22 protein-coding genes are annotated in these 20,889 nt (G+C 70.8%); 14 read left to right on the top strand and 8 right to left on the bottom strand.

Going from position 1 to position 20,889, the window contains the following annotated elements; translation table 11 throughout:
* Nucleotides 1–11 precede the first annotated feature (11 nt).
* The 4 genes from OHN74_RS03685 (at nucleotide 12) to OHN74_RS03670 (ending at nucleotide 3,200) form a co-directional block, all read left to right on the top strand.
* On the top strand, nucleotides 12–767 hold the full coding sequence (locus OHN74_RS03685; RefSeq protein WP_327693063.1) for an SDR family NAD(P)-dependent oxidoreductase: 756 nt from the start codon (nucleotides 12–14) through the stop codon (nucleotides 765–767).
* Entirely contained in the window at nucleotides 764–1,834 is a 1,071-nt protein-coding gene (locus OHN74_RS03680; protein WP_327693062.1) for a threonine aldolase family protein, read from the top strand. The genes OHN74_RS03685 and OHN74_RS03680 overlap by 4 nt, the downstream gene beginning before the upstream one ends.
* Nucleotides 1,835–1,914: 80 nt before the next feature.
* Nucleotides 1,915–2,508: a transglutaminase-like domain-containing protein gene (locus tag OHN74_RS03675; protein ID WP_327693061.1), complete on the top strand. Its 594-nt coding sequence runs from the start codon at nucleotides 1,915–1,917 to the stop codon at nucleotides 2,506–2,508.
* An 8-nt stretch (nucleotides 2,509–2,516) separates the two neighbouring features.
* Complete coding sequence (locus tag OHN74_RS03670; RefSeq protein ID WP_327693060.1) at nucleotides 2,517–3,200, top strand: B3/B4 domain-containing protein; 684 nt, start codon at nucleotides 2,517–2,519, stop codon at nucleotides 3,198–3,200.
* An 84-nt stretch (nucleotides 3,201–3,284) separates the two neighbouring features.
* Here OHN74_RS03670 and OHN74_RS03665 read toward each other — a convergent pair whose 3' ends face one another.
* Both OHN74_RS03665 and OHN74_RS03660 read right to left on the bottom strand, forming a co-directional pair.
* Nucleotides 3,285–4,013, bottom strand: a complete 729-nt coding sequence (locus tag OHN74_RS03665) for a lysophospholipid acyltransferase family protein (protein ID WP_327693059.1) — start codon at nucleotides 4,011–4,013, stop codon at nucleotides 3,285–3,287.
* A gap of 190 nt (nucleotides 4,014–4,203) precedes the next feature.
* Entirely contained in the window at nucleotides 4,204–4,620 is a 417-nt protein-coding gene (locus tag OHN74_RS03660; protein ID WP_327693058.1) for a DUF4395 domain-containing protein, read from the bottom strand.
* A gap of 76 nt (nucleotides 4,621–4,696) precedes the next feature.
* On the opposite strand from OHN74_RS03660, the gene OHN74_RS03655 reads away from it, so the two are divergent.
* From OHN74_RS03655 to OHN74_RS03640, 4 genes are all read left to right on the top strand, one after another.
* Nucleotides 4,697–5,110 carry a thioredoxin family protein gene (locus tag OHN74_RS03655; RefSeq protein ID WP_327693057.1) on the top strand — a complete coding sequence of 138 codons (414 nt, stop codon included), beginning with the start codon at nucleotides 4,697–4,699 and terminating at the stop codon, nucleotides 5,108–5,110.
* Nucleotides 5,111–5,342: 232 nt separating this feature from the next.
* Nucleotides 5,343–5,861, top strand: coding sequence for a flavin reductase family protein (locus OHN74_RS03650; RefSeq protein WP_327693056.1), 519 nt, complete (start codon nucleotides 5,343–5,345; stop codon nucleotides 5,859–5,861).
* A gap of 246 nt (nucleotides 5,862–6,107) precedes the next feature.
* A complete protein-coding gene (locus tag OHN74_RS03645) occupies nucleotides 6,108–6,893 on the top strand; it encodes an electron transfer flavoprotein subunit beta/FixA family protein (protein ID WP_327693055.1) in 786 nt (261 codons plus the stop codon).
* Nucleotides 6,894–6,968: 75 nt separating this feature from the next.
* The gene (locus OHN74_RS03640; protein WP_327693054.1) at nucleotides 6,969–7,931 is read left to right on the top strand and encodes an electron transfer flavoprotein subunit alpha/FixB family protein; all 963 of its coding nucleotides are present in this window, start codon (nucleotides 6,969–6,971) and stop codon (nucleotides 7,929–7,931) included.
* Between the two features lie 57 nt (nucleotides 7,932–7,988).
* Here the strand turns inward: OHN74_RS03640 and OHN74_RS03635 are convergent, their stop codons facing one another.
* Nucleotides 7,989–8,894, bottom strand: coding sequence for an endonuclease/exonuclease/phosphatase family protein (locus OHN74_RS03635; protein ID WP_327693053.1), 906 nt, complete (start codon nucleotides 8,892–8,894; stop codon nucleotides 7,989–7,991).
* Nucleotides 8,895–9,085: 191 nt separating this feature from the next.
* Between OHN74_RS03635 and OHN74_RS03630 the strand changes: the two genes are divergently transcribed.
* Entirely contained in the window at nucleotides 9,086–10,396 is a 1,311-nt protein-coding gene (locus tag OHN74_RS03630; protein ID WP_327693052.1) for a DUF6986 family protein, read from the top strand.
* A 94-nt stretch (nucleotides 10,397–10,490) separates the two neighbouring features.
* Nucleotides 10,491–12,476: a protein kinase domain-containing protein gene (locus tag OHN74_RS03625; RefSeq protein ID WP_443060535.1), complete on the top strand. Its 1,986-nt coding sequence runs from the start codon at nucleotides 10,491–10,493 to the stop codon at nucleotides 12,474–12,476.
* Here the strand turns inward: OHN74_RS03625 and OHN74_RS03620 are convergent.
* Together OHN74_RS03620 and OHN74_RS03615 are read right to left on the bottom strand one after the other, a co-directional pair.
* Nucleotides 12,422–13,231, bottom strand: a complete 810-nt coding sequence (locus OHN74_RS03620) for a hypothetical protein (protein ID WP_327693051.1) — start codon at nucleotides 13,229–13,231, stop codon at nucleotides 12,422–12,424. The two genes, OHN74_RS03625 and OHN74_RS03620, sit on opposite strands and share 55 nt — an antisense overlap.
* 7 nt (nucleotides 13,232–13,238) lie before the next feature.
* Nucleotides 13,239–14,303, bottom strand: coding sequence for a LacI family DNA-binding transcriptional regulator (locus OHN74_RS03615; protein WP_327693050.1), 1,065 nt, complete (start codon nucleotides 14,301–14,303; stop codon nucleotides 13,239–13,241).
* A 223-nt stretch (nucleotides 14,304–14,526) separates the two neighbouring features.
* Here OHN74_RS03615 and OHN74_RS03610 point away from each other — a divergent pair, with 223 nt between their 5' ends.
* Entirely contained in the window at nucleotides 14,527–15,483 is a 957-nt protein-coding gene (locus OHN74_RS03610; protein ID WP_327693049.1) for an ROK family protein, read from the top strand.
* Between the two features lie 126 nt (nucleotides 15,484–15,609).
* Here OHN74_RS03610 and OHN74_RS03605 read toward each other — a convergent pair whose 3' ends face one another.
* The gene (locus OHN74_RS03605) at nucleotides 15,610–16,044 is read right to left on the bottom strand and encodes an ester cyclase (protein ID WP_327693048.1); all 435 of its coding nucleotides are present in this window, start codon (nucleotides 16,042–16,044) and stop codon (nucleotides 15,610–15,612) included.
* A gap of 118 nt (nucleotides 16,045–16,162) precedes the next feature.
* On the opposite strand from OHN74_RS03605, the gene OHN74_RS03600 reads away from it, so the two are divergent.
* Nucleotides 16,163–16,366 carry a hypothetical protein gene (locus OHN74_RS03600; protein WP_327693047.1) on the top strand — a complete coding sequence of 68 codons (204 nt, stop codon included), beginning with the start codon at nucleotides 16,163–16,165 and terminating at the stop codon, nucleotides 16,364–16,366.
* 144 nt (nucleotides 16,367–16,510) lie between these two features.
* Nucleotides 16,511–17,569 (top strand): NUDIX hydrolase, encoded by a 1,059-nt coding sequence (locus tag OHN74_RS03595; RefSeq protein ID WP_327693046.1) that lies wholly within the window; start codon nucleotides 16,511–16,513, stop codon nucleotides 17,567–17,569.
* A gap of 15 nt (nucleotides 17,570–17,584) precedes the next feature.
* Here the strand turns inward: OHN74_RS03595 and OHN74_RS03590 are convergent, their stop codons facing one another.
* Nucleotides 17,585–18,940: a dipeptidase gene (locus OHN74_RS03590; protein WP_327693045.1), complete on the bottom strand. Its 1,356-nt coding sequence runs from the start codon at nucleotides 18,938–18,940 to the stop codon at nucleotides 17,585–17,587.
* 135 nt (nucleotides 18,941–19,075) lie between these two features.
* Between OHN74_RS03590 and OHN74_RS03585 the strand changes: the two genes are divergently transcribed.
* Nucleotides 19,076–20,284, top strand: coding sequence for a geranylgeranyl reductase family protein (locus OHN74_RS03585; protein ID WP_327699972.1), 1,209 nt, complete (start codon nucleotides 19,076–19,078; stop codon nucleotides 20,282–20,284).
* Nucleotides 20,285–20,318: 34 nt separating this feature from the next.
* Here OHN74_RS03585 and OHN74_RS03580 read toward each other — a convergent pair whose 3' ends face one another.
* Entirely contained in the window at nucleotides 20,319–20,774 is a 456-nt protein-coding gene (locus tag OHN74_RS03580; RefSeq protein WP_327693044.1) for a nitroreductase family deazaflavin-dependent oxidoreductase, read from the bottom strand.
* Nucleotides 20,775–20,889: the final 115 nt, after the last annotated feature.

Genomic DNA, 20,889 nt, shown 5'->3' with positions numbered 1-20,889 from the left:
AGGCGATGAACATGGGGAACGGTGCTCTCAGCGGTGCGGTGATCGCGGTCGCGGGCGCCGGCGGACCGGCCGGCCGGGCGACGCTGCTGCGGCTCGCCGAGGCGGGTGCGACCGTCGTCGGCTCGGACAACGACCCGGAGCGTCTCGCGGAGGCCGTGGACGCGGCGAGCTACGCGTACGGCGGTGCCACCGTCGTCGGCGACACCGTCGACCTGCTCGATCTCCAGTCGACGAGGGACTGGGCCACCCGTATCGAGAAGGACTTCGGGCGGGTCGACGGCCTGGTCCATCTCGTCGGCGGCTGGCGCGGCAGCGAGACCTTCACCAAGACGGTCCTCGACGACTGGGACCTGCTGGAACTGCTGCTCATCCGCACCGTGCAGCACACCTCGCTCGCCTTCCACGAGGCGCTCCAGCGCAGCGACCGCGGCCGGTACGTCCTGACCAGCGCCGCCGGCGCGAGCAACCCCACCGCGGGCAACGCCGCGTACGCCGCCGCCAAGGCCGCCGCCGAGGCGTGGACGCTCGCCATGGCCGACTACTTCCGCAAGGCCGGGGCGTCGGAGGGCGCCGAGGGGCCGACATCGGCGGCTGCGATCCTGGTCGTGAAGGCGTTGGTGCACGAGGCGATGCGTGCCGAGCGACCCAACGCGAAGTTCGCGGGCTTCACCGACGTCAAGGAGCTGGCCGAGGCCATCGTCGGCGTCTGGGAGCAGCCCGCCGCCGAAGTGAACGGGAAACGTCTGTGGCTGACCGAGAAGCCGTGAACCCTCCGAAGACCGACGCGCGCCGTCACCACGACCCGGAGGCCCGAGGCTTCGCCAGCGACAACTACGCGGGGGCCCACCCCGAGGTGCTCGCCGCCCTGGCCCTGGCCAACGGCGGGCACCAGGTCGCGTACGGCGAGGACGACTACACGGAGAACCTCCAGCGGCTCGTCCGCAGCCATTTCGGGGCCACGGCGGAGGCGTTCCCCGTCTTCAACGGCACCGGGGCCAATGTCGTCGCGCTCCAGGCGGTCACCGACCGCTGGGGCGCCGTGATCTGCGCCGAGAGCGCGCACATCAACGTCGACGAGGGCGGCGCCCCCGAACGCATGGGCGGCCTCAAGCTGCTCACGGTGCCCACCCCGGACGGCAAGCTGACCCCCGACCTCATCGACCGGCAGGCGTACGGCTGGGACGACGAGCACCGCGCGATGCCACAGGTCGTCTCGATCACCCAGAGCACGGAACTGGGCACCCTCTACACCCCGGACGAGATCCGCGCGATCTGCGACCACGCCCACGCGCACGGCATGAAGGTCCATCTGGACGGCTCCCGCATAGCCAACGCGGCGGCCTCGCTCGACGTCCCGATGCGGACGTTCACCAACGCGGTCGGTGTCGACATCCTCTCCCTCGGCGGGACGAAGAACGGCGCGCTGTTCGGTGAGGCGGTCGTCGTCATCGACCAGGACGCCGTCAGCCACATGAAGCACCTGCGCAAGCTGTCCATGCAGCTCGCCTCCAAGATGCGCTTCGTCTCGGTGCAGTTGGAGGCGCTGCTCGCCAAGGACCTGTGGCTGCGCAACGCCCGCCACTCCAACGAGATGGCGCAGCGGCTGGCGGAGGGTGTGCGGGCCGTGCACGGGGTCGAGATCCTTCACCCGGTCCAGGCGAACGCGGTCTTCGCCCGCCTTCCGCACGACGTGAGCGAACGCCTGCAGAAGCGCTTCCGCTTCTACTTCTGGGACGAGGCCGCAGGCGACGTCCGCTGGATGTGCGCCTTCGACACGACCGAGGACGACGTGGACGCGTTCGTGGCGGCGCTGAAGGAGGAGATGGCGCGCTAGCACCCTCTTCCGTGCATAGATATGCGATCACCTGAAAAGTCATTGACTCTCGGGTGATCGCTTTTCTATGCTCTCGACCCATGGAGCTGATCCAGAACACCCCTGACCTGTCCGCGTATCTGGCAGCTGACGAGGTCATCGACCATCATCATCCGCTGGTACGGGAGACCGCCGCGAGACTCGCCAAGGGTGCGGCGGACTCGTATGCCTATGCGCAGGCCGCCTATGAATTCGTGCGCGACACCATCCCGCACTCCGCCGACAGCGGTGACCCGCGGGTCACCTGGCGGGCCTCCACGGTCCTGGAGCAGCGCACCGGCATCTGTCACGCCAAGGCCCATGCGCTGACCGCACTGCTGCGCGCCGAGGACATCCCCACGGCGCTGTGCTATCAGCGGCTGACGCACGACGACGGGGGCGGTCATGTCGTCCACGGTCTGATCGCCGTACGGTTCAACGGTGCCTGGCATCGCCAGGACCCGCGGCGCAACAAGGCGGGCGTGGACGCGCGGTTCTCCCTCGACGGTGAGCGACTGGCGTGGATCCCGGATGTAAAGTTCAATGAGATGGACTATCCAGTACTGTACGCTGAACCTCACCCGGTCGTGCTCGGCGCGCTGAAGGCCGCGCCCGACAGGCCGTATCTCTGGAAGACGCTCCCCACCGCACTCTGAGGCAGGCGATGACACTCACCCTGACCGTGTCCGACGAGGTGCGCACGCTCGCGCCCGGCTTCACCCACGTCGCGATCGAGGCGCACGGACTCGTCAACGGGCCCAGCACCGACGCCAGTTCGACCCTCCTCGACGACGCGGCCCGCCGGCTCGCCGTACGCCTGGACGGCCGGGCCCCGCACGAGGACCCGCACATGGTCGCCTGGCGGGACACGTACACGGCGTTCGGCTCCAAGCCCTCACGCACCCGCAACTCGGCCGAGGCGCTCGCCAAGCGGGCCCTGACGGAGGCCGGACTGCCCCGGATCAACGTCCTGGTCGACGTCTACAACGCGATCAGCGTCGCGCACCTGGTCCCGGTCGGCGGCGAGGACCTCGACCGCATCCGGGGTGGGATGCGGCTCGTCCGCGCCACCGGCGCCGAGGACTTCGTGACCGTGGCCGGGGGCGAGGAGACCGTCGAGCACCCCGACGCCGGTGAGGTCGTCTGGTGCGACGACGCGGGCGTGACATGCCGCCGCTGGAACTGGCGCCAGGGCCCGCGCACGAGGCTCACCGAACAGACCACGTCCGCGATCTTCCTGTTGGAGTGCCTGTCCCCGATGACGGCAGCGGCGGCGGGGGCGGCCGGCGCGGAACTGGCCGAACTCCTGGAGAAGTTCAGTCCCGGGGCACAAATCACGGTGAGGTGACCGACCGCTTTTAGGGGCGCGGGGAACTGCGCGACCAGCCCCCACAGGCCGGCAGCCGACGAACCACGCGCAGGCCCGGAAAAACTAGCGCGCCTCGGTCTCCCGAACCTCTTCCGGCGTCGGCGCGGTTCCGCCGAGATGCGCCGGCATCCACCAGGTGTCGTCCGGCCCCTTGGGGCGAACCGGGTACGCCCGCTGAGCCGCCTCCAGAAGCTCGTTCACGCGCTCGCGCACCTGCCGCGTGAGCGCGCCGGCGTACTTGTCGCGGGACGCCTCGATGGCCTCGCCGACCCGGATCGTGATGGGGATGTGGCTGCGCTTGAAGTTGCGCGGGTGCCCCTTGGTCCACAGGCGCTGCGTACCCCACACGGCCATCGGGATCAGCGGGACGCCCGCCTCCTGGGCCATCCTCGCGGCGCCGGACTTGAAGCTCTTCAGCGTGAACGACTGCGAGATCGTGGCCTCGGGGAAGACTCCGACGATCTCGCCGGACTGCAGCGCCTCCAGGGCGTGCGCGTATGCCGCCTCGCCGTTCTTGCGGTCCACGGGGATGTGCTTCATGTTGCGCATCAACGGGCCGGAGACCTTGTGCCGGAACACCGATTCCTTCGCCATGAAGCGCACCAGACGCTTCTGCGGGAGAGCCGCGAGCCCGTCGAAGATGAAGTCCAGGTAGCCGATGTGGTTGCTCACCAGCACCGCCCCACCCGAGCGCGGGATGTTCTCCGTTCCCTTGAGGTCGATCTTCAGGTCCCAGGCCTTGAACAGTGTCTGGGCGAGACCGATGGCGGGACGGTAGACAAGCTCAGCCATGGACGGGGATGACCCTTCTCTCTGCTCTGCCTGGGAAGGCGGTTCCCGGCGGGAAGTTACGCAGCCGTAGGTTTTACAGCGTTGCGCAGATCGTGCCCCAAGAACGGACGAGTGACCAGCCCTCGTGCCTGTGCGTGGCGAGATAATCGTCACGTCATCCCTTGATCCACCTTGTGCTTTTAAACCGCCTTTACTCCGCGCGTACCGTCACCCGCCGTACGACGAGGTACATCTCGCACCCCAGGCAGTACCCGAACGCGGCGTTCAGGAACGCCGCCGCCAGAGCCGCGCCGGTGGCCGCGAGCCCCAGCCACTCCACACCCAGCGCGTACCCGGCGAGCCCCACGCCCGCGAAGACGAGACCGACCGCCTGTGCGAACCGCGGCGGCTCGGGCGCCTCGAACTCCGTCGGCGGGCAGAGCCGCGGACGGACGGCTTTGCGGAACAGCCAGCCGTACGGGGAACGCCCGACCCCGCCCGCCGCGCCCAGCGCGAACGCCAGCGTCTGCCAGGCCAGCAGCCACGGGCTCCCGGTGACCAGTACGACCGCCAGCACGACGGTCGTCACGGCCGCCCCGAAACGCGGCCCTCTCACATCGATGTCCATGAAGCGATCATTCCGCAACAAGCAAGGATTCGAGCAGGCGGGAATCTTTGCAGTCTGATGAACGCTGGAGTCGAGGATGACCGGAATCGTGATGTGTGTGGCAGTGCTCGCGGCGGCGAGCGCCTTCGGAGTGCTGCATCGGCGGCGGAGCGGGAGAGTGCGCGTGCGTGTGCGCGACGACGGAAAGCGGCTGGGCGCCGCCGAGTTGGGCGAGAACCTCGGCGAGCGGGCGACGCTCGTCCAGTTCTCCAGTGCCTTCTGCGCGCCCTGCCGGGCCACCCGTCGCATCCTCGGTGAGGTGGCCGGCCTCGTCCCCGGCGTCACCCACGTCGAGATCGACGCCGAGGCGCATCTGGACCTCGTACGCAGGCTGGACATCCTGAAGACGCCCACTGTGCTGGTCCTCGACGCCGACGGGCGGATCGTGCGGCGGGCGACCGGGCAGCCGCGCAAGGAAGAGGTCATCGCCGCGCTGGGGGAGGCCGTTTGAGGCACTCCGGGCATCCGACACCGCCGCTGACGGTGGGTTCGGTGACGCATCTCCCAGATGCCGGAAGCCACTTGACTGCGCCCACCATCTATCGTCAGCCTGACCCTATGCCTCCGGAACTCCTTCTCCACGCGCGCGTCCACGTGGACCTCGTGCGCACCGCGAGTGCGCGCTGTCCGGGCCGTTGAGCAGCCGCCGACCAGCTCACCGTCTCTCGCAGAAGGACAACTCCATGACGGCCACGCCCGCTCTCGGTACCTCTCAGTCCATCCTTCCCGCCTCTCCCGGCCTCCTGCGTTCCGTCTTCCGGCAGCACGCGGCAGGGGTCGCGGTGATCACCGCCCGGGGCAGCGCCGGGCCCGTCGGTTTCACCGCGACCTCCCTCGCCTCCGTCTCCGCCGAGCCGCCGCTCATCTCCTTCGGCATCGGCACCGGTGCCTCCAGCTGGCCCGCGATGTCCGAGGCCGACCATGTCGGCGTCCACATACTCGGTGAGCACCAGCACGAGCTGGCCGCGACCTTCGCCCGCAGCGGCGCCGACCGGTTCGGCGCGCCCACCGCCTGGCGTGAGGGTCCCGAAGGGGTGCCCGTCCTCGACGGTGTCCTCGCCTGGCTGGTGTGCCGGCCCGTCGCGCGCGTGCCGGCCGGGGACCACCGGATCGTGCTGGCCGAGGTCGTGCTGGGCGATCCCGCGGGTTCCGGGCGTCCGCTTCTCTATCACCAGGGCCGCTTCAACGGACTCCGAGACTGACCGACGGTGATCGACCGATCGGTACAATGTGATTTTGGCGATGCTGCGGGGCTGCCGGGTTCCGGTTACGCTGCGTTGCGAAGGTCACACGTCAAAGCGCTTGCTCAGTGGGCGCGAAGTGGGTCTACTGGCGAGTAATATTTCGTTCGGAGCGCGGGTCGCCCCCATCGGGATCTGCCGCTTTGAGGCGCCTATGCTGCCTGCAGGAAGGCAGCCCGGAACAGACGATGCAGTAGGAGAGCCGGCGTGAGCTTGAGGATCGTTGTCACTGTGAAGTACGTGCCCGACGCCACTGGCGACCGGCACTTCGCCGATGACCTGACCGTCGACCGTGACGACGTGGACGGTCTGCTCTCGGAGCTCGACGAGTACGCGGTCGAGCAGGCGCTGCAGATCGCCGACGAGGCCGACGACGCGGAGATCACGGTCCTGACCGTCGGCCCCGAGGACGCCAAGGACGCGCTGCGCAAGGCCCTGTCGATGGGCGCCGACAAGGCGATCCACGTCGAGGACGACGACCTGCACGGCACCGACGCCATCGGCACCTCCCTGGTGCTGGCCAAGGCGATCGAGAAGGCCGGCTTCGACCTGGTCATCTCCGGCATGGCCTCCACCGACGGCACCATGGGTGTCGTACCGGCGCTGCTCGCCGAGCGTCTGGGCGTCCCGCAGGTCACCCTGCTCTCCGAGGTCTCCGTCGAGGACGGTGTCGTCAAGGGCCGCCGCGACGGCGACTCCGCGTCCGAGCAGCTGGAGGCCTCCCTCCCGGCGGTCGTGTCGGTCACCGACCAGTCCGGCGAGGCGCGTTACCCGTCCTTCAAGGGCATCATGGCCGCCAAGAAGAAGCCGGTTCAGTCCTGGGACCTGTCCGACCTCGACCTGGAGGCCGAGGAGGTCGGTCTGGAGGGCGCGTACTCCGTGGTCGACTCCGCGACCCAGCGCCCGGCGCGCACGGCCGGCACGATCGTCAAGGACGAGGGCGAGGGCGGCAAGCAGCTGGCCGAGTTCCTCGCGGGCCAGAAGTTCATCTAGGCCCCGTTCGAGGCTCGCCCGGCCCCGTCCCGCAGACCGCCCCTCATCTTCCGCAAGCAGGAGAGTAGAAGTCCCATGGCTGAAGTTCTCGTCTACGTCGATCACGTGGACGGCGCCGTCCGCAAGCCCACCCTGGAGCTGCTGACCCTCGCCCGCCGCATCGGCGAGCCGGTCGCCGTCGCCCTGGGTGCCGGTGCCGCCGCCACCGCCGGCGCGCTCGCCGAGCACGGTGCCGTCAAGGTCCTCACCCACGAGGCCGCCGAGTACGCCGACTACCTGGTCGTCCCGAAGGTCGACGCCCTCCAGGCCGCGTACGCCGCCGTCTCCCCGGCCGCCGTGCTGGTCCCCTCCTCCGCCGAGGGCAAGGAGATCGCCGCCCGTCTGGCGCTGCGCATCGGCTCCGGCATCATCACCGACGCCGTCGACCTGGAGGCCGGCGACGAGGGCCCGGTGGCCACGCAGTCCGCGTTCGCCGCGTCCTTCACCACCAGGACCCGCGTCGCCAAGGGCACCCCGGTCATCACGGTCAAGCCGAACTCCGCCCCGGTGGAGGCCGCCCCGGCCGCGGGCGCCGTCGAGGCCCTCGACGTCACCTTCTCCGCCCAGGCCACGGGCACCAAGGTCACCGCGCGCACCCCGCGCGAGTCGACCGGCCGCCCCGAGCTGACCGAGGCCGCGATCGTCGTCTCCGGCGGCCGTGGCGTCAACGGCGCCGAGAACTTCCCGATCATCGAGGCGCTCGCCGACTCCCTCGGTGCCGCCGTCGGCGCCTCGCGCGCCGCGGTGGACGCGGGCTGGTACCCGCACACCAACCAGGTCGGCCAGACCGGCAAGTCCGTCTCCCCGCAGCTGTACATCGCCAACGGCATCTCCGGCGCCATCCAGCACCGCGCCGGCATGCAGACCTCGAAGACCATCGTGGCCGTCAACAAGGACGCCGAGGCCCCGATCTTCGACCTCGTCGACTACGGCGTCGTCGGTGACCTCTTCGACGTCGTCCCGCAGCTCACCGAGGAGATCAACGCCCGCAAGGGCTGAGCCTCCTGAGCCGTCCGAGGCCCCCGCGACCGTACGACCGGTCGCGGGGGCCTCTGCTCACCCCAGGGTCAGCGAGGCCTGCACCGGCAGATGGTCGCTGGGGTAAAGCCCGTCCACGGAGAAGGTGTTGACCGCCGCCCAGTTCGTGGTCACCCCGGGCGAGGTCAGGATCCAGTCGATGCGCCGACCGCCGGGTTTGGGCGGCCGGTACGCGTTGAACGTTCCGTACGCCGGGCTGCGCGAGGCCGCCGCGTCCCAGGTGTCCACGAGCCCGTTCGCCAGCATCAGGTCGTACACCCGGTTGTCGTGGGCGGGCGAGTTGAAGTCGCCGGTGACGATCACCGGTGCCGCCGGGTCCCACCCGGCGATCGTCCTGCCGATGAGCTTCGCGGAGCGCTCCCGGGCGTACTGGCTGACGTTGTCCAGGTGGGTGTTGAGGACGTAGAACTCCCGCCTCCCGTCGGCGAGATCGGCGAATCTCACCCAGGTCACCATGCGCAGCCAGTCCGCCTTCCAGGTGTTGGAGGCGATCGTGTAGGGGGTGTCGGACAGCCAGAAGTGATCGAATTCGAGCGGCTCAAGTCTTCGGGTGTCGTAGAAGACCGCCATGAACTCGTCCTTGCTGCCACCCCCTCGGCCGGTGCCGATCCAGTCGTAGTGCCCGCCGAGATCCTGCTCGATACCGCGCACCTGCTGGTAGAGCCCCTCTTGGGTGCCGATGACGTGCGGGCGCTCGCGGCGCAGCAGTTCCCGCATCACCGGGCGGCGCACGGACCACGGCGGTGTCTCGTCGACGACGGTCCCGAAGCGCACGTTGTACGTCATGACGTTCAGGGCGCCCGGATGTTCGCCGGCGGCCGCCGGATTCGACGATCCCGCCGTGGTCAGCAGCGGCCCCGCTATGGCGGCGACCGCCACGGACTTGAGCCCCTGGCGACGCGTCACTCCGACCTCTCTCGGCACGCGATCCCCTCCCCTTCGGAGTCAGAATGAATCTTGCCCAATGAATACGGAAGACGACCCCTGTTCGGCAGTGACCAGGGGAAGAGGATCCGGAATCCCGCTTCGAGACGGTGTTGACCGGGGTGAAGATCGACGGATAGCTTCGGTATGCGGATTGATAATTCCGTAGTGCGGAAAATGGAGGGTCTGGGATGGTGCAGGGTCGGCAGGAGAATGTGACGACGAGCCTCGCGGGGACCGTCAGCGAGGCGATCAGCGCCTCCCTGGCCCCGGTCGACGCGGAGCTGGGACGCCGCTACCCCGGAGACCCCGGCACCCGCCAGCCCGTCCACACCGTGTACGTCCCCGGGGACGCCTTCGCCGCCGACACCATCCGCTCCTGGGGCGACCAGGCCCTTGCCGCCCTCGACGAACACGCCCCGGACGCCGCCTCCTTCGCCGCCGTGCTGGACCTGCCCGACGGCCTCGCCGAATCCGTCCATGACCGTGTCCGCGCCAAACTGGAGCGCGAGCCGATCGAAGACCTGCGCGTCGACTTCGAGGACGGCTACGGCCCGCGCCCGGACGCCGAGGAGGACGAGACGGCGGCCCGCGCGGCCCGTCTGATCGCCGAGGCCTACGAGAAGGGCACGGCCGCCCCGTACATGGGCATCCGCATGAAGTGCATGGAGGCACCGGTCCGCGACCGGGGCATCCGCACCCTCGACATCTTCCTGAGCGGCCTGATGGAGGCCGGCGGACTCCCCGAGGGGCTGGTCCTCACCCTGCCCAAGGTGACGTACGCCGAGCAGGTCACCGCGATGGTCCGGCTGCTGGAGGAGTTCGAGAAGGCGCGCGGGCTCACTCCCGGCCGGATCGGCTTCGAGATCCAGATCGAGACCAGCCAGTCCATCCTCGCCACCGACGGCACCGCCACGGTCGCCCGGATGATCCAGGCCGCCGAGGGCAGGGCCACCGGTCTGCACTACGGCACCTTCGACTACAGCGCCTGCCTCGGCGTCTCCGCCGCGTACCAGGCCAGCGACCACCCGGCCGCCGACCACGCCAAGGCGATCATGCAGGTCGCGGCGGCGGGCACCGGCGTACGCGTCTCGGACGGCTCCACCAACGTCCTGCCGGTCGGCCCGACCGAGCAGGTCCACGCGGCCTGGCGCCTGCACTACGGCCTCACCCGCCGTGCCCTCGCCCGCGCCTACTACCAGGGCTGGGACATGCACCCCCGGCACATCCCGACCCGGTACGCCGCCGTCTTCGCCTTCTACCGCGAGGGCTACGAGCAGGCCGCCGCCCGCCTCTCCCGCTACGCGAACCGCGCCGGCGGCGACGTCATGGACGAGCCCGCCACGGCCAAGGCCCTCAGCGGCTATCTGCTGCGCGGCCTGGACTGCGGCGCCCTCGATGTCTCCGAGGTGACCCGGGCGACGGACGGCCTGACCCGGGCCGACCTGGACGGCTTCGCGCGGCCGGGACGGGCCGGTCTCACGGCGGCGTCGTCCAGGTAGCGCCCAGGTCACAACAGAGGCCATGGTCTCCCGGTGTCACACCAGCCCCGTAATCTGTACGGACGTACGAGTGGGTCACACGAACGGGGCAGTGGTGTCTTCGGGGGAACACGGGCAGGCGGCCGGACAGCCGGCGGAGCGGGCGGTGGACGGGACGGCCGAGACCGGTCGGCTGCTGGCCGGCCGCTACCGGGTCGTGAGCCGGCTCGGGCGCGGCGGCATGGGCGTCGTCTGGCGTGCGGTCGACGAGGTACTCGGCCGTGAGGTCGCGGTCAAGGAACTTCGTACGTTCACGGACGCCGCCGCGCCCGAACTGGCCGCCCTGCGGCTGCGGATGCAGCGCGAGGCCCGTGCGGCGGCCCGAATACGCCACCCCGGAGTGGTCGCCGTGCACGATGTCTCGGAGGTCGACGGCCGCCCCCTGATCGTCATGGAGCTGGTGAACGGCCGCTCCCTGGACGACGTCCTGAGCGAGCGCGGCACCCTGGACCCGCACGAGGCCGCCGGGATCGGCGCCCAGGTGATGGACGCGCTCGCCGCCGCCCACCGCGTCGGCGTCCTGCACCGTGACGTGAAGCCCGGCAACATCCTGCTGGAGACCTCGGGCCGGGTCGTCCTGACGGACTTCGGCATCGCCACGATGGAGGACCCGGGCGACGGCTCGGCCACGAACCTCACCCGCAGCGGCGAACTCGTGGGCTCCCTCGACTACCTGGCACCCGAACGGGCCCAGGGCAACGACCCCGGCCCCGCCTCCGACATCTGGGCCCTGGGCGCCACGCTGTACGCGGCGGTCGAGGGCAACTCGCCCTTCCGCCGTACGTCGACCTGGTCAACGCTCACCGCGATCGTCTCCGAACCTCTCCCCGACCCCCGCCAGGCCGGTGCGCTGGGCCCGATCCTGCGGCAGCTGATGGCCAAGGTGCCGGAGGACCGTCCGGACGCGGAGACCGCACGGGGCATGCTGGAGGCGGTGGCGTCGGCCACGAGCGGTGCGACGGACACACCCACCACGGGCCTGCGACCGTACGGGGCTGCTGCTGCGGCGGCGACGCCCGAGGCCTCTGAGGTACGGGCGGCGAACGGAGAGACGGGGGAGGCGCCGGAGTCCGGTGCGACGCCGGTCCCGCCGGGGTTCGGTCCCGCAGAGCAGACATCGCCTGCCCCCGAAGCCGCACACCAGGCGCCTCCCGGGTTCGGCCCGCCCGAGCCGATGACATCCGGAACCCCTGGATTCGGCCCCGCCGGGCCCCTGGCCGCCCCCGGCGTACCGGACCCCGGCCACCTCGCGGCCCCGACCACCTTCTCCACTGCGGCTCCCGCCTCCGCCCGGCCGCGCCGCAGGGGACGAGCGTTGCTCGCCGCCGTGGCCGTCACCGTGGTCCTCGCCGCCGCCGGTGTCACCGTGGCGCTGGTCGCCGACGGAGCCGAGAGCGAAGCGAGCGCCCGCCCCGGGGCGTCGGAGGACAGCCGTGCCGACGCGCCCACCACGGGCAGCGGCCGGGCCGACCTGGACCTCTCCACGAGCCCCACGCCCACCGACAAGGGCACAAGCAGGTCCCCGTCCCCGAGCCCGACGAAGGCGCCGGGCAAGGGAAGTGACACCGAGCCCGGTGGCGACGCGACCCCGGCCCCGTCGCAGACCTCGGGGAGCGACACGACGGGCGGCGGTACCTCGGGCGACACCGGAACCGGCACCACCGGAGGTTCGGGCACGACCGGAGGGGCCGGGACGACCGGAGGAACCGGCAGCACCGGCGGGAGCACCACGAGCGGCGGCGCGACCTCCACCCCCGACCCCGCGTGCGTGTCAAGAGGCGACGGCAAGTACGACTGCTCGGTCTGGCGCACCGCCAAGTCGTACACCGCCTCCGGCACCGAGGTCGGCGTCCTCAACTCGGGCACCAACTACTTCTACTGCCAACAGAACCTGGGCCGGCGCGAGACCTACGGCGAGTGGACGAACGTCTGGTGGGCGAAGACCGACGACGACAGCGGCAACGCCGGTGTCTACGTCAGCGACGTCTACCTCCAGGGCGGCGACAACGACGCCCCGGTACCCGGACTCCCGGTCTGCTGAGCCGGTACGTACGGCTCCAGACCGGACGCGACCACCAGCCCCTCCGCCGCGAACAGCCGGGTGCCCCGGTCGCACCGGTCCCGGTCGAAGCGCGCCCGGGCGCAGAACTCCTCGGGCGTCACGCCGAACAGGTCCCTCAACGCCGGTGACGCGCCGAGGAGTTCGGTGAGCAGCCGGCGTTCTCCCGGATGCAGGCGCGGACTTCCGGACCCGTCGTGCAGCACCCCGCGCCGGTTGACGTACGCGTACACACCCGAGAGCCGTTCGCCGGACTCCAACTCGACGCCCACCTCGGAGCAGGGCAGCCAGGCGCGGTCGTACGGCCCTGTCGGCACCTGCACTCCCTCGCTGGCGTCGATGACGGCCAGCTGGTCCGCGTCGAGCCAGGTGACGAACAACTCCCTTACGTTTCCGGGGGCGTCGAAGGGCGACGCGGACACGTACCCCAACCGGCTCACATGGGCCGAGACACCGACCTCGATCCCGGTGACCAGGGCCCGGATCATCGGGATCGGCTCACGGATGCCGAACTCCGCCATCTTGTGCCGGAGTTGACCGGGGCAGGCGTTGGATCCGATGGCGAGGACGGGCACGCGGTCGGGGAAGAGCCGGGGGAGGTCGGGCGGCGGGCCGGCGGGGAGCGGGAGGAAATGGTCGCCGTCCAGAATCCCGGACTCGCTGGGCCACACGCCCGGATAGGTGAGCGGGTGCTCGCGCGGCGCCTCGGCGAGGCCGAGGGAACGGAGTGTGGGCATCCCCGGCTCAGTCGACCGGGGGCAGTTCCCCCGAGCCCCGGGTGATCAGGCGGGTCGGGAGTTCGATGCGCTCGGGGGTGAGCAGGGTGCCGTCCAATTGGCGGAAGAGGCGTTCGGCGGCCGTGCGGCCGAGTTGGGCCGCGTCCTGGGCGACGACGGTGACGCCGGGCTGGAGCAGGTCGGCGAGTTCGAAGTCGTCGAAGCCCACGAGGGCGACGGGACGGCGCTGCTCGTTGAGGACCCGGACGACCGTGACCGTCACCCGGTTGTTGCCCGCGAAGACCGCCGTGACCGGGGACGGTCCGGTGAGCATCTCCTCGGCCGCGCGGCGCACCCGTTCCGGGTCGGTGACGCCGAGGGAGATCCACGCGTCCTCGACCGGTATCCCCGCGTCCTCCATCGCGGCGCGGTAGCCGCGAAGGCGCTCGGCGGAGGTGTGGATGCGGGGCATGTCCCCGATGAAGCCGATCCGCCGGTGGCCGTGCGCGATCAGATGGGCCACACCGTCACGGGCGCCGCCGAAACTGTCCGACAGGACGACGTCGGCGTCGATCTGCCCGGCCGGCCGGTCCACGAACACCGTGGCGACGCCCGCCTTCAGTTCGGGCTCCAGGTACCGGTGGTCGTCACCGGCCGGAATGATCACCAGCCCGTCCACCCGCCGCGCGCAGAGCGCCAGCACCAGTTCCTGCTCGCGGTCCGGGTCCTCGGCGCTCGACCCGTTGATCAGCAGGGCGCCGTGCGCCCGGGCGATCTCCTCGACCGCCCGGCTCAGAGGGCCGTAGAACGGGTCGGCGAGGTCCTCCAGAACGAGGCCGATGCTCGCCGTGCTGCCCTTGCGCAGCACCCGCGCGCTGTCGTTGCGGCGGAAGCCCAGCGCGTCGATCGCCTCCTGCACGCGGCGTTCGGTCTCCGGGGTGACCCCCGGCTCGGCGTTGACGACACGAGAGACCGTCTTCAGGCCGACCCCGGCGCGCGCGGCCACGTCCTTCATGGTCGGACGGTTGCCGTAGCGGTTCTCCGGGCGGCGGGCGGTGTCGGCCACGATGCGCTGTCCTGTCCTGTCGTCCACGGGATGACGGCGGTCCACGGTGAAGCGTTTCGATGCTTCGGACCGTGTGGCGTACGGGGGATGCGTCGTCCCAGGTTGTGTATGAGGATGTGGCGTCGAGCATAGAGCCTGGACAACGTTGTCAGATGCAGGGGACACTGTCCACCACCAACTCCGGCCTGCGCCCCCACCATCAGACCGGCCTGCCCGCTTTTGCCATGGTTGACAGGGAGATCTGACACTGATGCACACCGACCTCGTGGCTGCGCTCGACATCGGCGGCACCAAGATCGCCGGAGCGCTGGTGGACGGCCACGGCCGGATCCTGCTGCGCGCACAGCGACCGACGCCCGCTCTCGAGGCCGGCGAGACCGTGATGCGGGCCGTCGAGGAGGTTCTCGCCGAGCTGACCGGATCGCCGCTGTGGGTACGCGCGACGGCCGTCGGAATCGGCAGCGCGGGGCCGGTGGACGCCTCCGCGGGCACGGTGAGCCCGGTGAACGTACCCGGCTGGCGCGGCTTTCCGCTCGTCGAACGCGTCCGGGCCGTCACCGGGGGGCTGCCGGTCGAACTGATCGGCGACGGGGTGGCGATCACGGCGGCCGAACACTGGCAGGGCGCTGCCCGCGGCCACGACAACGCGCTGTGCATGGTCGTCTCGACCGGCGTCGGCGGCGGCCTGGTGCTCAACGGACGGCTGCATCCCGGACCCACCGGCAACGCCGGCCACATCGGGCACATCAGCGTCGAACTCGACGGCGATCCCTGCGCCTGCGGCTCCCGCGGCTGTGTGGAGCGCATCGCCAGCGGCCCCAACATCGCGCGCCGCGCACTGGCGAACGGCTGGCAGCCGGGCCCCGACGGCGACACCTCGGCCGCCGCCGTGGCGGAGGCGGCACGGATCGGCGATCCGGTCGCCGTCGCCTCCTTCGAGCGGGCGGCCCAGGCGCTCGCGGCGGGCATCGCCGCCACCGCGACCCTGGTGGAGATCGACGTCGCCGTGATCGGCGGCGGTGTGGGCAAGGCCGGCGATGTGCTGTTCACGCCCCTGCGTGCGGCCCTGAAGACCTATGCGACGCTGTCGTTCGTCCAGCGACTGGAGATCGTGCCGGCGCAGATGGGCACGGACGCGGGCCTGGTCGGCGCGGCAGCGGCCGCGTTGACGCGCCGGGCGGACGACACGGCCGAGGCGAGCGTCTGAGAGCCACGGGCCGAGCGCCTGATCCGGGCGGCAACCGGTGAAGTGACGTGAAGGACAGGACCTCCTGGCGGCAGCCGTGGTGCAGGTATCCGGCCGGGCCAGGAGGTCACGCCGTGCCGTGCGAGGTCAGGCCGGCAGGGCGCCGAGCTGACGCAGTTGCGCGAGGACGTCGACGACGCCCCGGATCTCGGCGATGCGCCCGTCGGCGAACCGGCAGATGAAGATCTCGCTGTAGGTGATGGTCCTTCCGGTGGGCGCCAGGCCCTGGTAGTCGCCCCGGTGGGTGCCGGTCACCGTGTTCCGGGAGGCGACCTTGTCGCCCTCCGAGACCGTCTCCTCGACGGTGACGCGGATGTCGGGGAACGCGCGCAGCAGCACCTCCCACACCCGCTTCAGGGCCTCCGCTCCCGTCGAGCCCATCGGCACCGGTGCGTGGAAGAGCACGTCCGGTGCGACGAACTCGTCGATGGCCTTCGAGATGATGTCCGGGTCGCCGCTGTTCACGGCGGAGTGGAGACGGTTGAGCGTCTCCGTGTTGCTGGTCGCCCCGGTTGTCGACATGCGGTCTCTCCTCTGGTCCGTGGACTGTGCCTCAGGAGTAGGACGGCGTGGCCGCCGGGAATGTGACGCGATGCGCGGACACCGTGACCCGCGGCCCGGTTCGGCAGTTGAACCGGGCATGAAGAAGCGCAGCATGCTCGCCATCGCCTCCCTCGCCACCGGGTTCGTCGTCGCGGCGATCACCCCCTCCCACGGTCTCGGGGCCGACGCCCTCGGTGATCTGAGCGTGGACGACACGCTCAGCACCCTCGACCACACCGTCGCCAGCGACAGCCTGGCCGTGGACGAGAGCCCGCTGGGAGGCAACAGCACCACTGGCTGACGAGCCCGAAAGTGGTCGAAGTGGCGCCGGTGCACCCGTGTGACGGGGCACCGGCGCCACTGTGTCGGCGGCCTCAACTGGATCTGGTTTCCGTGGCAGGGTGGAACGGGCAAGCCTCAGGGGTCCAACAGAAGAGGGGGAAATGTGATCGTCGTCTGGGTCAACGGCGCGTTCGGTGCGGGGAAGACCACCACCGCACGGGAGCTGAACGAACTGATCCCGAACAGCACGCTCTTCGACCCCGAGGTCATCGGCGGCGCACTCGCACAACTACTGCCGCCCAAGCGCCTCGCGGAGGTCGGCGACTTCCAGGACCTGCCGATCTGGCGGCGGCTCGTCGTGGACACCGCCGCCGCCATGCTCGCCGAGCTCGGCGGGACCCTCGTGGTGCCCATGACGCTGCTCCGCCAGGAGTACCGCGACGAGATCTTCGGCGGTCTCGCCGCCCGCCGGATCGCGGTCCGGCATGTGCTCCTCGCCCCGGCGGAAACGATCCTGCGCGAGCGAATAGCCACCCGGGAGATCCCACCGGATCTCCCGGACGGAGAGATACGCGTACGGCAGTGGTCGTACGACCAGATCGAGCCGTACCGGACGGCGCTCGCCTCCTGGCTCACCGCCGACGCCCACCCGGTCGACACCAGCGCCCTCACACCGTACGAGGCGGCCGTACGGATCGCCGAAGCCGTCGGCACCGGGACCGCGCCCGTGTGCGACATCGTGCAGACCCCGGAACCCACCGGCGAGACCGTGGCCTCCGGGGTCCTGCTCTTCGACGAGCAGGACCGGGTCCTGCTCGTCGATCCGACCTACAAGGCGGGCTGGGAGTTCCCCGGCGGGGTCGTCGAGCGGGGCGAGGCACCCGCGCGCGCGGGCATCCGCGAGGTCGCCGAGGAGACGGGCCTCCACCTCACCGACGTACCCCGGCTCCTCGTGATCGACTGGGAGCCGCCCGCGCCGCCCGGCTACGGCGGACTGCGTCTGCTCTTCGACGGCGGCCGGCTCGACAGCACCGAGGCCGGGCGTCTGCTCCTGCCCGGCCCCGAACTGCGCGGCTGGCGCTTCGTCACCGAGGAAGAGGCCGCCGACCTGCTCCCTCCCGTCCGCTACGAGCGTCTGCGCGGGGCGCTGCGGGCGCGCGAGCGCGGTGCCGCGCTCTATCTGGAGGCGGGGGTGGCGGTGGGACAGGCCGAGGTGGAGTAGGGGTTCCCGGCGGGCTCAGGACGTGGCGTAGTTCCGGAGGAACAGGGCCTCTGTCACCGACAGGCGCTCCAGTTCCTCCGGGGAGACGCTCTCGTTCACCGCGTGGATCTGGGCCTCCGGCTCGCTCAGCCCGATCAGCAGGATCTCGGCCCGCGGGTAGAGCGACGCGAGCGTGTTGCAGAGGGGGATCGAGCCGCCCTGGCCCGCGTACTGCATCTCCTGGCCCGGATACGCGACCGCCATGGCCTCGGCCATCGCCGTGTACGCAGGGCTGGCGGTGTCGGCGCGGAACGGCTGGCCCTGGCCGATCTGCTCCGTGCTCACCCGCGCGCCCCACGGCGTGTGCGCCGTCAGATGCGCCTCCAGGAGCTTGTTCGCCGCCGCCGCGTCCACGCCCGGCGGCACCCGCAGACTGACCAGCGCGCGGGCGCTCGCCTGCACGGACAGGGTGGCGCCGACCACCGGCGGGCAGTCGATGCCGAGGACCGTGACGGCCGGGCGCGCCCAGATCCGCTCGGCGACCGTGCCGGAGCCGATCAGCCGCACACCGTCCAGCACCTTGGCGTCCGTGCGGAACTGCTCCTCGTCGTACTGGAGCCCGCCCCACGACTCCTCGTCCGTGAGCCCGTCGATCGTCGTCGAACCGTCCTCGGCCCGCAACGAGTCGAGTACGCGGATCAGCGCGCCCAGCGCGTCGGGCGCGGCCCCGCCGAACTGGCCCGAGTGCAGGTTGCCTTCGAGGGTGTCGACCTTGACCCGCACCGTGGTCATGCCGCGGAGCGTCGAGGTGACCGTCGGCAGACCGACCCGGAAGTTGCCGGCGTCGCCGATGACGATCGTGTCGGCGGCGAGCAGCTCGGGGTGTTCCTCGGCGTACCGCTGCAGACCGCCCGTGGCCATTTCCTCCGAACCCTCGGCGATCACCTTGACGTTGACCGGGACGCCGCCGTTCGCCTTCAGGGCGCGCAGCGCGAGGAGATGCATGACGATGCCGCCCTTGCAGTCGGCGGCGCCGCGCCCGTACCAGCGGCCGTCGCGCTCGGTCAGCTCGAACGGCGGGGTCACCCAGCGGGACTCGTCGAGCGGCGGCTGCACGTCGTAGTGGGCGTACAGGAGGACCGTCTTCGCGCCCTCGGGGCCCGGCAGGAAGCCGTACACCGACTGTGTGCCGTCCGGGGTGTCGAGCAGGGCCACGTCCTGGAAGCCTTCGGCGCGCAGCGCGTCGGCGACCCAGTTCGCGGCTGCCTCGCTCTCGCTCTTCGGGAACTGCTCGAAGTCCGCCACCGATTTGAACGCCACCAGTTCGGTGAGCTCCGCCCGTGCCCTCGGCATGAGGGAGGCGACGGTCTCGGCGACCGGATTCGAGGACATGGGCACGCTCCTTGTGGGTGCGACGTTGTACCAGGGAAGTCCTGTGATCCTCCCACAGCGGACTGTGGCGACGCCCGCCGTAGGATGCGGAGGAACAGGTGCGGCAGGCGGATGGACCAGGAGCAGCAGACCATCGTGAGCAGCGAGAACTCTTCGGCGGACGACGTGGCACAGGTGTGGGACGTCGTTGTGGTGGGCGCGGGACCCGCAGGGGCTTCGGCCGCGTATGCGACGGCGGTCGCGGGCCGCAGTGTGCTGTTGCTGGAGAAAGCGGAACTGCCGCGCTACAAGACGTGCGGCGGCGGAATCATCGGCCCCTCGCGGGACTCGCTGCCGCCCGGCTTCGAGCTGCCCTTCCAGGACCGGGTGCACGCCGTCACGTTCTCCAACAACGGCCGTTTCACCCGCACCCGCCGCTCCAAGCAGATGCTGTTCGGTCTGATCAACCGGCCCGAGTTCGACCAGCAGCTCGTCGAGCACGCCCAGAAGGCGGGCGCCGAGCTGCGTACGGGTGTCACGGTGTCGCGGGTCGAGCAGCACGGTTCGGCGGTGCCGGACCGGCGGACGGTCGCCGTCGTCCTGCAGGGCGGCGAGACCGTGCTCGCGCGTGCCGTCGTGGGTGCGGACGGCAGTGCCAGCCGCATAGGAGCACACGTCGGGGTGAAACTCGACCAGGTGGATCTGGGCCTGGAGGCGGAGATCCCGGTGCCTCGGACCGTCGCTGAGGACTGGCAGGGGCGGGTGCTCATCGACTGGGGCCCGATGCCCGGCAGTTACGGCTGGGTGTTCCCCAAGGGGGACACATTGACGGTGGGCGTGATCTCGGCGCGCGGTGAGGGTGCGGCGACCAAGCGGTACCTGGAGGACTTCATCGCCCGGCTGGGGCTGGCCGGCTTCGAACCGAGCATCTCCTCCGGCCACTTGACGCGCTGCCGTGCCGACGACTCGCCGCTCTCCCGCGGCCGGGTGCTGGTCTGCGGTGACGCGGCGGGCCTGCTGGAGCCGTGGACCCGCGAGGGCATCTCGTTCGCGCTGCGCTCGGGGCGGCTCGCGGGGGAGTGGGCGGTCCGGATCGCGGAGGCCCACGACGCCGTGGACACGCGCCGCCAGGCCCTGAACTACGCGTTCGCGATCAAGGCGGGGCTCGGCGTCGAGATGGCCGTCGGCCGGAGCATGCTGAAGGCGTTCGAGCGGCGGCCCGGCATGTTCCACGCCGCCCTGACCGGCTTCCGGCCGGCGTGGAACGCCTTCCGGGACATCACCCGCGGCTCCACCTCGCTGGGCGAGCTGGTGCGCACCCACCCCATGGCGGGGCGCGTCCTGACCGCGCTCGACAGGCCCTGAGGCGTCGTACGGGAGTACAGGGCCCAGGGGGTGTTCACGGTTTGACGGTGATCCGGAAGACGGGGTGCCTGGGAGCGGCGGCGAGCAGTTCCTCGTCGGTGGAGTTCACGTCCACGTCGCCGAAGAAGCGCCCCACTTCCCAGCCCCACTTCTTGAGGTAGGTGCGCAGCACGACCGGCTTCTCCGCGTCGGGCAGTTCGACCGCGGTGAACTCCTGCACCCGGCGGCCGACCTTGAGTTGTCCGCCGCCGGCGGCGCGCATGTTCCGCACCCATTCGGAGTGGCCGCGCGCCGAGACGAGGTAGGGGCCGCCGTCGTAGGGCAGCGGGTTGACGGGCAGCTGGCGCCACTCTCCGCTCCTGCGGCCTCGCACGGAGAGCTCGGCGGTGCCCATGAGGCTCACGCCGTGGCGCGCGAGCCAGCCGACGAAGCCGTTCATGGCCTTGTCGAACGCCTTGGGCTTCACATAGTGGGCTGACGACGACGGCATGATGTCCTCCTGGATTTCTGGCATCAGTGAGTGTGGGAGAGCTGCTTGCGAGAGCACTGCTCTCGCTTGAGAGCAGTCTGCCGGAGATCGGTGATCCAAAGCAAGAGCACTGCTC

This window comes from Streptomyces sp. NBC_00459, assembly GCF_036013955.1.
In the GTDB taxonomy this organism is placed as follows: Bacteria; Actinomycetota; Actinomycetes; order Streptomycetales; family Streptomycetaceae; genus Streptomyces.
This window is presented reverse-complemented; position numbering and strand designations above follow the sequence as displayed.